The sequence below is a fragment of the Acinetobacter sp. YH12227 genome (assembly GCF_013417785.1).
GTDB classification, from domain to species: Bacteria; Pseudomonadota; Gammaproteobacteria; order Pseudomonadales; family Moraxellaceae; genus Acinetobacter; species Acinetobacter gandensis.
Genome location: NZ_VPDH01000016.1, coordinates 41,831 through 53,279, shown reverse-complemented (window position 1 = coordinate 53,279; position 11,449 = coordinate 41,831). Strand labels below are relative to the sequence as shown.

The window sequence follows — 11,449 nt, the reverse complement described above, 5'->3', positions numbered from 1 at the left end:
AACCTGCATCGACCATTAACCGAATCTGATCTTGAACTGGATGATATTTTTACCTGGCAGGAACCGCGTAAGGTCACCAAGAACCTGACGATTACCTATGACAAATGTATTTATCTGCTTGAACCGATAGAGCTGAATCATAAGCTTGCTGGGCAATACATTGCATTTCTGGAGTATCCGGATGGCACTGTGGCCCTCATGCATGAAGGACGAAAGCTCAACTACAGCATCTTCAATAAATTGGCTGGGCTACAGCAAAATGAGATTGTTGAGAATAAACGGTTAGGTTCAGTCCTGGCGCATATTCAACAGCAGCATGAAGAACTAGAAAAACAGAATAAACGTTCCCGGGCCAAGAAAAGTATGCCAAGTCGTAAAGCTCAGAAAGCTGTTGTTGAACAAAGAAACTTAAATCCTGTGCTTGACTCTTGTGGTTAAAAACAGGACATTTTAAATGGTTTATCGCATAGACATTTTAATTGGTGAATAACAAAAAAACCTAGGCACTGGCCTAGGTTTTAAATTTTAAAAAATACATAAAAATTAAGGCTATAGCCTCAATTTTTTAACCTCACATAACGTGTATTATGTTAATTTTAGAAATAATTAAAAGTTTAGGAATGCTAGTAGAATGCAGCTTATAGAAATAGAACCTCATTTTTGGGAACTATATGAGGATTGCGAAAATATATATCTCAATGTTCTTATAAATATGAGTGCAACTTCTTGGGAGAAAACTATCTGCCTAGATGAACAAACGATTCAGCAGTACCAGACTCAAGGAAAAGGTTTTATTGATGGCTTAGCTAAAAGAATTGAAAATAGCCAATTTAGAAATGATTATGAAAGATTTTACTCATATCCAGATGCTTCCAAAGAACAGAAAGAGGAAATGCTTCAAGCATTTAATCAATATAAGGCTATGTAAAATTAAATCCATTTAACATAATGGCGTTATACGAAATGTTTATGTTTACATAGGTAAATAAGTATAGAGCTAAGAACTTATCATTTTTGTGTATCTACGCTAGCATAAGTTTAACTTATGAATAATTAGCTGACTCATCTCCCATGCTGTACCCCATGCCCAAGAAAATCCAACTTTCTCCCTCAAAAGCCAAATGGCAACTCTTATCCTCCGCATCTGTTTTAGTCCTCGTAGGTTTACAAAATCTACGCATGATGCAAGGAATCCAAGACAGCGCATTGATGCAAAACCTGATTCAGGTCACTAATAAAGCCAAAGCACTGGAAATCCCAATTATCGATTTATATGGGGATGATTTACTGCAAGGCATGCAACAGCTCGGTGAATATGCAACATCACATCCGCAATTAATATTTGCAGGCCAAATTCCCCCCATGCTGAAACAGATATTGCCACACTTACAAAGCGTGACCGAGCAGATCTGCGTGGTGGATGACGCAATTGAGTTAAGTAGCCAAGAACAACATATACAATGGGTAGATAGCCTGACAACACAGGGATTTCACCACATGAACAGCTATAGTGTAACGCGACTATGGAGTTTGAGTGCACCGACTGATTATGTGTTGTCTGCTAAAGGCATATTACTTGCAGTTGCTGAACAGCTAGAAATGGAACCTTTACAAATTGATCCACTCACAGATTTACGCAGTTATGGATTAGATTCTGTGGGGATGGTGAACTTGGTTGGCCTTTGGCGTGCGAGCGGGGCAAATATTCGTTACGAAGACTTTTTACAAGATGCGAGCCTGAAAGCTTTGCTCGAAAAATTGCTTAGTAATTCCTAATTAGGTCAAATTGGAAAAATTTTTGTTCTAAATCGGAAAATACATCGGGAAATAGGGCTTTTTGCATTGTAATTGTTGGCTAAGCTTTTTATCATTGCCGCCTTGTTTTTCGTGATCAGACTGGATTGAGCTTTGAGTAACTTTCTAACAGAACACCTGATACATCGTGATACGGACTTTATGGTGATCCATAAGCCGGCAGGTTTACTCACAGTTCCGGGAAAAACAGCAGATTTACAAGATTGTGTAATCAATCGCTTATTGAAAATCGAGCCGAAAACATTACTGATTCATCGTCTTGATCGAGATACTTCAGGTATTTTAGTTTTTGCTTTGACACGTCAAGGACAAAATCGAATTTCACGCCAGTTTCAAGAACGTCAAACGTCTAAAACCTATCAAGCATTGGTGGCAGGAACACTAGAGGGTGAGGGAACTGTTGATGTTCCTGTGGTATATGACCCAGAACATCCACCTTTACATATCGCTGATCCTGCCCACAACAAGCCAGCACTCACACATTGGAAAGCTACTGAACATTTTGAAATTCAGGGACAACCAGTAACACGTGTAGCGTTAACCCCAATTACAGGTCGTTCACATCAATTACGTGTACATATGCAATATTTAGGTCATCCGATTGTTGGTGACACGCTATATGCAACTCCTGATCAGCAAAAACTCATGCCACGTCTTTGTTTACATGCTGAACACCTCAGTTTTACTCATCCTGAAACGGAACAGCCAGTTGAATTTCATTGTGCCGTACCATTTTAGGATAATCATTTAAATCCCAAAGAATTCTGCTCACTAATTTGGTGGGCTTTATGTCAAAATATATTGCTTAAAGGTCTAGATTTTTGCTCAAATAACATTCAAAGTTTGAGCTTAATATTTTCAGACCTAACTTGAGAAAAAGGTGGAAAAATTGCAGCAGTTTGCTATTGGTCAACGTTGGTTATCAGATACAGAAACAGAACTCGGTTTAGGTGTTCTTATTGATGTTGATGAGCGATCGGTCAGCATTTTATTCCCAAAAAGTGACGAAACGCGTGTTTATGCACGCCACAATGCGCCTTTGTCTCGAATCATTTTTAATGTGAATGATGAAGTGCAAGACCAAGAAGGCACAATTTGGCTTGTAGAGTCATTTGAAGACCGTGGTGGAGTTGTACGTTATAACGCAGTACGAAAGCTTGAAGATGGCTCAGAAGAGCGTAAATCACTCAATGAAACGCGTATTGGTGCAAGCATTCAGTTGGCGAAACCACTTGAGCGTTTACTTGCAAGCCAAGTCGATTATAAAGAATGGTACGACTTACGTATTGAGGCTTTATTGCTTCAAGCCAACATGAAATCAAGCCCATTGCGTGGCTTAGTAGGTTCGCGTGTCGGTTTGATTCCGCATCAGCTATATATTGCACATGAAGTTGGTAAACGTTTTGCACCACGTGTATTACTTGCTGATGAAGTAGGCCTAGGTAAAACCATTGAAGCAGGTTTGATTATTCATCAACAGTTGAAAACTGGCCGTGCTGAACGTATTTTGGTTCTGGTGCCAGATTCATTGCAATATCAATGGATGATTGAAATGCGTCGTCGTTTCAATCTTGAGTTCTCTTTGTTTGATTTGACCCGTACCGCATCAATTAAAGAACATGATCCTGATTTAAATCCATTCCTAACAGAACAGTGCATCATCGCAAGTGTTGACTTGATGATTGATCATGATGACTTGCGTGAACAAGCGCTTGAAGCTGGTTTTGATCTACTGGTAGTCGATGAAGCCCATCATTTGATGTGGTCTGAAGAAGAGGGCGGCAATGACCGTTACGACCTTGTAGAAGAACTTTCAGAAAAAACACCAGGTGTATTGTTACTTACGGCTACACCAGAGCAGTTGGGTGTAGAAAGCCATTTCGCACGTTTACGCTTACTTGATCCACAACGTTTTAGTTCTTTAGACCGTTTCTTGGACGAAGAAGAGCAATATCATCAAACTGCAAAAATTGCAGAAGTTTTAATGTCTGATATGCCGCTAGAAGAAGCGCATATTGCTGCAATTGAAACTTTACTTGGTCACCGTATTAGTGATGAGCCTGAACAGCGTTTCCGCGCGATTCACGAATTATTAGACCGTCATGGTACAGGTCGTATTTTATTCCGTAATACACGTGAAGCAATTCAAGGCTTCCCGGGTCGTGACTGTCAGCCAGCGCCACTTCCAGCACCAGAAAATTGGTCTAAAGATGGCAAGCTACGTGAACAAATGTGGCCTGAAGAAGCACAACTTGACGGTTCTTGGATGGAAAGCGACCCACGTGTTATGTGGTTGATGGAACGTTTACGTACTGATCTTAAGCACAAAAAAGTGTTGTTAATTGCACGTAGTGGCCCAGTGGTTGAATCACTTGAAAATGTACTTCGTTTACATGCTGGTATTCGTACCGCAATGTTCCATGAAGGCATGAGCTTGTTAGAGCGTGACCAAGCGGCAGCATACTTTGCAGAAGAATCGTATGGTGCGCAAATCTTGCTGTGCTCTGAAATTGGTTCTGAAGGTCGTAACTTCCAGTTTGCATCAGACTTAGTTTTGTTTGACTTACCTGCAAACCCAGATGTACTTGAACAGCGTATTGGTCGTCTAGACCGTATTGGGCAAGAAAACCGTATTCAAATTCACGTGCCTTATTTGGTTGATACAGCACAAGAACGTATGTTCCGTTGGTATAATGAAGCGTTGAATATTTTCAGCAACATTTCTCCAACTGCGCAAACTTTGCAAGAAAACTTTATTGTTAACCTAAAAGATTGTTTACTTGCTGATAAAGGCCAAGAGTTTGAAGATTTACTTGAAGCAGTAAGCGTACAACGTGAGGCTTTAGAAGCTGAGCTTCAATCTGGCCGTGACCGTTTGTTAGAATACAATTCATGTCGTCCAATTGTGGCGCAAGAGATTGTGACAGCACTTGAAGATTACGACGACAACACGACTTTGCCAATGTTCATGAAGCGCTTTATGGCGTCAACGAATATTGATTTTGATGAGCAAAGTAACGGTACGGTGATCATCAAGCCAACTGATCAAATGCAAGTTCAGGGCTTAACCCTTGATGAAGAAGGCATGACGGCGACTTTCTATCGTGACCAAGCACAAATTCGTGAAGATGCTCAGTATTTAACACTTGAACATCCATTCACAGAAAGCGTGATGGAAATGATTAATACTCAAAGCTTTGGTAGTACGAATGTGGCGGTATTAAAATCAGCTGCATTACCACAAGGTTCTGTGTTGATGGAAGTGTGGTTCAAAGTGGATGTTGTTGCACCAAAAGCATTGAACTTGCCATCAAGTCTGCCACAACAGTTGGTTCGTGTATTGTTGAGTGAAAAAGGTCAAGACTTATCACAAAAAATTGCACCTGAAATTTTACGTCCTTATTTACATCATCTTGATGGCAATAGCTGCCGCCAAGTGGTTAAAGCGCGTCGTGATGTGATTGAACAGCGTTACACTCAAGCTTTGGAAATTGCGCGTGGTGCATTACCTGGTTTCAAACAGCAAGCCAAAGAAATGTACGGTAGCAAATGGCAATATGAAATTGACCGTTTAACTTACCTCAAACAGTTCAACCCAAGTATTCGTGAAGATGAAATTACACGTCTACAAAAGCTACAAAAAGAAGGTTTAACATTGCTTGATGGTTTGGCTGTGACACCTGAAGCAATTCAAATTATGGTGGTGGTAAAACCGTAATAGGTCTTTCTTGATATTAAAAAGCACCTTCGGGTGCTTTTTCTTTGGCTGATGGTTTTAATAGGTTGTAAATTGTATTTGGCGGTAATTATCAATTTAATCCGTTGTATCTTCACTGCCTCATAAGAAATAGATGTTTTTTAAATCGCCTATGGCACTATCAAAGTTTTCTTCTGCATCTATCATGTAAACAATATATTGAAATATGGGCTATGTGTATCGAATTGTATTTGGATACAGAAGCGTGACGCTTTCGGTTGTTTAAAATAATAGTGTTCTAGGGCTATAAAATCGATTTTGTCGCAAAGGGGTTGTTTCAAAGCGATTGCACCACAGTAATGCTGAATTTCAGGGAGCAGACGAAGTATATAATTAGCTTCAATCCGCAGCAACTATAACTTCAGGCTCTGCATTTTTGCAAAGCGCTAAAAAATCTGCCATGAGTCATTCATCATTTTGGGTTGAATCAAGATGAATTTCGCGTTGAGGTTGCTTTAAATAAAAATCATCAATTAAAATCATTATTTATACTCCTTATAATTTTTATAAAAAAATTGGGCGGTTTTGTTGCTCCCAAATAAAATGGAGAAGTGAAATCTATAAAAATTGAATTTTCAGACGTGATATTTTAAAGCCAAAGCATGAATTAAAATTGCGGCTTGAGTGCATTGTTTAATATCTGCATCCAGCCCCATAAAATCGCGTTCAATACAAATCAACTCATCACGATAATCTTCAATCTGGGTATTGGTGCTTTCAGCCAAAATCAATAAATCATGTAAGTAGCTATCATATTCATCAGCCATATTTTTTATATCACTAATGCCAATCGGATCCCAATTATTCAGTAAAATTTGGCGCAACTCATTTACAATTGGGTGCTGTACAAGGTTGTCATTCGTATCTCGGGGCATAATCATTTCCTTAAAAATGAGGAATAATGCGTGTGTTAAAAATTGGTTTATTGGTCAATGTATAGATTATTTTTATAGACACATTATACAGTTTGGTTTAAATTTAATTTGGTTTTGACGTGAATAGTTGTCGCTAAATTTTGTTTTTTATAACAATTCATTGCTAGAGTGAAATATTGACATGCGTTAAAATGCCTCGAATTTTATGGTGTACTAAAAAGAATATAACAATATGAAAGCATTAATTACTTTAGGTAGCAAAACTTCACATGGCGGCGTAGTAACAGAATCTGAGCCAAGTTTTGTTATTAATGGTATTGCCGTACATTTAAATGGGATGAAACATTACTGCCCAAAATGTAAAACTACAGTCAGTGCGATCGCTAGCGATCAAAGCACGACAGTAAAAGGGCGAGGCGTGGTGATCGTTGGGGACAAAACGACCTGTGGTGCAACTTTCTTGCCACAGCAAAATATGGTCGTATCTGCTAAATAGCAGCTGCCAAGTTGGGATTGCTCAAGCTCCGTATAGATTGCTTTCATTAATCGATAGATTTGGCTGAATTGTCAGATGAGTTTGTCTATTCAGGCTATTGTTTTAAAATTTATGTTGGCTAAGCTTTATGTTCAAAATGGTTTGCGATCAAGGATTCTAGTTGATGAAAACCCCGATACATTTTACTCATGCCAATGGCATACCGGGTCAAAGCTATCAGAAGTTCTTGTCGCAGTTTACCTCAGACTATGAGGTTGAATATATTCCATTGATTGGTTTGGAGGCGCAGTATCCGATTACCAAAGATTGGCGCTATTTGGTTGAGCAAGTCATAGCTGATATTGAACAGAAATTTCCGCAGCAAAAAGTCATTGGTTTAGGCCATTCATTTGGTTCATTGCTCACCTTAATGGCTGCCTATAAACGTCCAGATTTATTTTCACAATTGGTGATTATGGATCCACCGTTCGTGATTGGGCGTAATGCAGCATTGTTTGAATTGGTGAAAAAATTCAATCTTAAAGCCATTCATAAATTTACCCCATCGGGTATGACTTTGAAACGTAAAGATCAATGGCTGAGCAAGCAGGAAGCATTTGAATCATTGCGTAATAATCGATTATTTAAAGATTTTGATGATCAATGTTTTCAAGATTATGTGAATGTAGGCATTCAAAGGAATGCAATGGGGAGTGGGGTAACTTTGACCATTCCCAAAATAGTCGAAGCTGAAATTTTTAAAACGGTACCTGCGTGGTGGTGGCGAACGCCACGTAAAGCACCGAATATTCCAGTGCATTTAATGACTGCTGAGCAAAGTCCGTTTTATCAGCAAGGCTTTCCGCAAGCCATGAAGAAAATATATAAAATTCCATATACTGTCCTGCAAGGTGGGCACATGTTTCCTTTGGAGCAGCCCATTGAAACAGCCGAGCATGTCATGCATGTATTAAAAAATATTGCTGCCTGAATAGTATTATTTAGTATGCATGAATATAAAAAAGGAGACATATTGTCTCCTTCTTAATTTGGTTTTTCTGAAATTTAGATGCTTATCGAATCTGTGCTTCGTCCAAATGACGAGCACCTTCTAACAACATGCGAATCATAATCATGGTTTGTTCCGCCACTTGCTTGCGTTCTTCAACAGGCATATCAATCACTTTGGCACCCATGTTAAATACAATTTGAGTAATGCCCATTGCAACAATATCTGGATGCGCGAGTTTGCTTTGATTCAGTCGTTCCAAAACAATTAAATCTTCTTTTAATTCTTGTTGGAAATAATTTAATTGACGCTCAACCGCATTTTTATATGAATGCGACCCCGTATAACCTTCGCGAAGTAGTAGGCTTAAATTTCCTTCATCAGCATCAAGCTGTTCAATAAAAACTTCAACTGAACTACGGATAATACTGCTTTGGCGTGATGCCTTTAAACGTGCTTCATGCAAAATCTGACGTAATACGCCACCAGCACGATCAATTAACTCAATTGCCAATTCATCCGTGTCTTTAAAATGGCGATAGAAGCTATTCGGTGCAATGCCAGCTTCACGTGCAACTTCACGCAAGCTTAAAGAAGAGATACTTTTTTGTGGGCCGATCAAATTCAGCGCTGCTTGAAACAGTTCTTCCTTGGTAATCGTTGCTTTACGACCAACTGTACGGATTGTAAGTGGCGCTTCAGCTTCTGTATGTAATTCTTCCTGGTACATGTTAACCATATTCGTCTGTGCAGACTGAGTCATATTTTTCAATGGATTAGAAACATTAACATATTATAGCGATAGCGAGTAGATTTTGTGAAATGCATATTAAGTGAACAACTGTATATACAAATATATATACATGTGTATAATAATTAAAACCTCCCATGAAATGTGTTCGACTATGCATGTACTTGAAAAAGCGAAAAAGCCTTTAAATGCACTGAAAGACAGTGTGGTAGATGTAAATGCAGTAAATTTTTGGCTACAGAAATTCAATCCTTTATGGTCGGGCAGTCAAGCCCTCGGTAAAGTTGTTCAAAAAGAAAATGCAGCGAATGACATGGTAAGTTTTACCATTCAGATCAATCGCTTATTTAAATTTGGACAAGCTGGTCAACATCATCCTGTATTTATTCGGGTTAATGGTATCCGCTATGAACGTACTTATAGTTTGACGCAGCTTGATGCACAACACGTTTTACTGAGCGTAAAAAAAGTTGATGCGGGTATTGTTAGTTCATATTTGGTTGAAAAAACACAAGTAGGTGACATTATCGAGTTTGGACAGCCGTTTGGTGAGATGAAACTTCCATCAACTCGTAGTCCACTGATTTTGTTGGCGGCTGGCAGTGGCATTACACCAATGCTTAGTTTGCTTAAAGCATTAAGTCAGACCAAAGACATGTCGGAACAACCAATTCAATTGCTTTACTGGGTTAAGCGTCATGCAGATGCGGCTTTCAAAGCGCGTTTTGATGAATTAGCTGCGCAGTATCCTAATTTTAAATTTCAAATATTTTTTACTCAAGAAGCGCAAGCGGATGCACGTTTAGGTGCATCGCATATAGCACAAATTGAAAACCTTGGCGCGAGTACGATATATGCATGTGGCCCTTCAGGCTTTGTAACCCAAGCAGAACAGCTATGTTCTAGTGCGCAATGCTTTATGAGTGAAGCATTTAGTATGAGTGCTGTAGATAACGATGAAGTGGGTTTTGTGAATATCACATTAACTCAGTCCAATAAAACAGTCAGTATTCCAAAAGGGCAGTCAATTTTGTCTAGCTTGGAACAACAAAATATTAAGCCGAACCACGGTTGCCGTATGGGTATTTGTAATAAATGTGCTTGCAATAAAGTCGAAGGTTCAACCAAAAACTTGGTGAACGGTAGCCGAAATACTGAACCGGGTAATTTATTAAAAATTTGTGTCAATTCAGCACAGACTGATTTAGTTATTGATTTATAAGGTAGTAAAACTATGAACATGCCTGTAAAAATTGAATATTTTAAAAATCCTAAAAACCGTGAATTAACTCAAACTCAACTTGATGAACTTGCCCGTGAGTTGGATGCGATTAAGCAAGAAGTACTTGATGATTTAGGTGAAAAAGACGCGAAGTATATTCGTCGTGTATATTCTACGATTCGCTATTCGTCTATGGCTGGTCGTGCATTACTGTTTGCAGGATGGTTCCCACCAGCTTGGGTACTCGGTACAGGTTTACTTGGTTTTGCCAAAATCATGGAAAATATGGAACTTGGCCATAATGTGATGCACGGTCAATATGACTGGATGAATGATCCGAAGCTCAATGGCCAGACTTACGAATGGGATATTGTCGGTACAGCGGATAACTGGCGTCAAACGCATAACTTTAAGCATCATACCTATACCAATATTAAAGGGATGGATGATGATATTGGTTATGGTCTGGTTCGTTTATTCCCTGAGCAGCGTTGGAAGCCGGGCTATTTATTACAGCCAATCTACAGCATTCCATTTTGCTTGCTTTTCCAATGGGGCGTCGCGATTCAAAACCTAGAATTGGGTAAATATTTCAAAGGCCGTAAAACTAAAGAACAGACCAAAGCAGAATGGAAGCCAATGCAAGCAAAAATTGGCAAACAACTGTTTAAAGATTATGTTTTTTTCCCATTGATCGCTGGGCCTGCAGCATTACCCGTATTCACCGGTAATTTAGTGGCAAATGGCTTACGTAATATTTGGACATTCAGTATCATTTTCTGTGGTCATTTCACTAAAGATGTTGAAGTGTTCCCAAAAAAAGTACTTGAAAATGAAAGCCGCGGTCATTGGTATATGCGTCAAATTCGTGGTTCTTCAAACCTGACTGGTTCTGAAGCTTTTCATATTCTAACAGGGCATTTGAGTCATCAGATTGAACACCATTTATACCCTGATGTTCCTGCACGCCGTTACCGTCAGATGGCACCAAAAGTGCAAGCTGTATGTGAAAAGTATGGTTTGAACTACAATAACGCGAGCCTTGTGAAACAATATGGCAGCGTAATTAAACGTATTGTGAAATATGCATTCCCGTTTAAAAAATAATATGAATTGGAATAAAAAAAGCCATGCATTTGCATGGCTTTTTTTATGAAGAGGAGGGCGTTGGCTGAGTAACATTATTTTTTAATGTGCAGTCGAAGGATTTTGATCAAATTCATGTAATTTCCATTTTTCGCCATGCGAATTACCACTTCAATTTCTTCTTTACTCCACATCTGGCGTGTGGCAGAGAAGGCAAACTGTGCGAGTAATACAAACGGATTCTCACCGAATTTGATGTTGAGGCCTTTTACATATTTTGGTGGATTGAATTGATTCATATTCTATTCCGGCTTGTAATGTTGGACCGCATTAATTGTAATTATTGTGAAAAATAACACAGAATATGAATGATTGAAAAGGCTAATTGTATGAAATTATTTATAGTTTAGAACAGCTTAATTTTACAATATTGATTATTTAATCAAATTAAAAAAACCA

At 38.8% G+C, this 11,449-nt stretch carries 11 protein-coding genes and 1 pseudogene; 9 read left to right on the top strand and 3 right to left on the bottom strand.

The features are described from left to right. The 5 genes and pseudogenes from FTV09_RS05430 to rapA form a co-directional block, all read left to right on the top strand. Window positions 1-438: pseudogene (locus tag FTV09_RS05430) on the top strand (ISNCY family transposase); the annotation flags it as partial. A 193-nt stretch (window positions 439-631) separates the two neighbouring features. Further along, window positions 632-928 (top strand): hypothetical protein, encoded by a 297-nt coding sequence (locus FTV09_RS05425; RefSeq protein ID WP_180057154.1) that lies wholly within the window; start codon window positions 632-634, stop codon window positions 926-928. Window positions 929-1,071: 143 nt separating this feature from the next. Then, entirely contained in the window at window positions 1,072-1,776 is a 705-nt protein-coding gene (locus tag FTV09_RS05420; RefSeq protein ID WP_180057152.1) for a phosphopantetheine-binding protein, read from the top strand. A gap of 132 nt (window positions 1,777-1,908) precedes the next feature. After that, window positions 1,909-2,553 (top strand): RluA family pseudouridine synthase, encoded by a 645-nt coding sequence (locus tag FTV09_RS05415; protein ID WP_180057150.1) that lies wholly within the window; start codon window positions 1,909-1,911, stop codon window positions 2,551-2,553. A 142-nt stretch (window positions 2,554-2,695) separates the two neighbouring features. Next, window positions 2,696-5,533, top strand: coding sequence for an RNA polymerase-associated protein RapA (rapA, locus tag FTV09_RS05410; RefSeq protein WP_180057148.1), 2,838 nt, complete (start codon window positions 2,696-2,698; stop codon window positions 5,531-5,533). 614 nt (window positions 5,534-6,147) lie between these two features. Here rapA and FTV09_RS05405 read toward each other — a convergent pair. After that, window positions 6,148-6,447 carry a hypothetical protein gene (locus FTV09_RS05405; protein WP_180057146.1) on the bottom strand — a complete coding sequence of 100 codons (300 nt, stop codon included), beginning with the start codon at window positions 6,445-6,447 and terminating at the stop codon, window positions 6,148-6,150. Between the two features lie 232 nt (window positions 6,448-6,679). Between FTV09_RS05405 and FTV09_RS05400 the strand changes: the two genes are divergently transcribed. Both FTV09_RS05400 and FTV09_RS05395 read left to right on the top strand, forming a co-directional pair. After that, complete coding sequence (locus FTV09_RS05400) at window positions 6,680-6,943, top strand: PAAR domain-containing protein (protein WP_067762114.1); 264 nt, start codon at window positions 6,680-6,682, stop codon at window positions 6,941-6,943. A 163-nt stretch (window positions 6,944-7,106) separates the two neighbouring features. Then, window positions 7,107-7,913, top strand: a complete 807-nt coding sequence (locus FTV09_RS05395) for an alpha/beta fold hydrolase (RefSeq protein ID WP_180057144.1) — start codon at window positions 7,107-7,109, stop codon at window positions 7,911-7,913. 82 nt (window positions 7,914-7,995) lie between these two features. On the opposite strand, the gene fabR is transcribed toward FTV09_RS05395, so the two are convergent. Next, complete coding sequence (gene fabR, locus FTV09_RS05390) at window positions 7,996-8,670, bottom strand: HTH-type transcriptional repressor FabR (protein ID WP_245668191.1); 675 nt, start codon at window positions 8,668-8,670, stop codon at window positions 7,996-7,998. A 166-nt stretch (window positions 8,671-8,836) separates the two neighbouring features. On the opposite strand from fabR, the gene FTV09_RS05385 reads away from it, so the two are divergent. Next, the gene (locus FTV09_RS05385; RefSeq protein WP_180057142.1) at window positions 8,837-9,904 is read left to right on the top strand and encodes a ferredoxin reductase; all 1,068 of its coding nucleotides are present in this window, start codon (window positions 8,837-8,839) and stop codon (window positions 9,902-9,904) included. Window positions 9,905-9,916: 12 nt separating this feature from the next. Beyond that, complete coding sequence (locus FTV09_RS05380) at window positions 9,917-11,011, top strand: acyl-CoA desaturase (protein WP_067762105.1); 1,095 nt, start codon at window positions 9,917-9,919, stop codon at window positions 11,009-11,011. A 74-nt stretch (window positions 11,012-11,085) separates the two neighbouring features. Here FTV09_RS05380 and FTV09_RS05375 read toward each other — a convergent pair whose 3' ends face one another. Beyond that, entirely contained in the window at window positions 11,086-11,289 is a 204-nt protein-coding gene (locus tag FTV09_RS05375; RefSeq protein WP_067762103.1) for a hypothetical protein, read from the bottom strand. Between the last annotated feature and the right edge of the window lie 160 nt (window positions 11,290-11,449).

Coding starts and splice junctions, on each gene's coding strand:
- FTV09_RS05425 (WP_180057154.1), top strand. CDS start 632: ATGCAGCTTATAGAAATAGAACCTCATTTTTGGGAACTATATGAGGAT.
- FTV09_RS05420 (WP_180057152.1), top strand. CDS start 1,072: ATGCTGTACCCCATGCCCAAGAAAATCCAACTTTCTCCCTCAAAAGCC.
- FTV09_RS05405 (WP_180057146.1), bottom strand. CDS start 6,447: ATGCCCCGAGATACGAATGACAACCTTGTACAGCACCCAATTGTAAAT.
- FTV09_RS05400 (WP_067762114.1), top strand. CDS start 6,680: ATGAAAGCATTAATTACTTTAGGTAGCAAAACTTCACATGGCGGCGTA.
- FTV09_RS05395 (WP_180057144.1), top strand. CDS start 7,107: ATGAAAACCCCGATACATTTTACTCATGCCAATGGCATACCGGGTCAA.
- fabR (WP_245668191.1), bottom strand. CDS start 8,670: ATGGTTAACATGTACCAGGAAGAATTACATACAGAAGCTGAAGCGCCA.
- FTV09_RS05385 (WP_180057142.1), top strand. CDS start 8,837: ATGCATGTACTTGAAAAAGCGAAAAAGCCTTTAAATGCACTGAAAGAC.
- FTV09_RS05380 (WP_067762105.1), top strand. CDS start 9,917: ATGAACATGCCTGTAAAAATTGAATATTTTAAAAATCCTAAAAACCGT.
- FTV09_RS05375 (WP_067762103.1), bottom strand. CDS start 11,289: ATGAATCAATTCAATCCACCAAAATATGTAAAAGGCCTCAACATCAAA.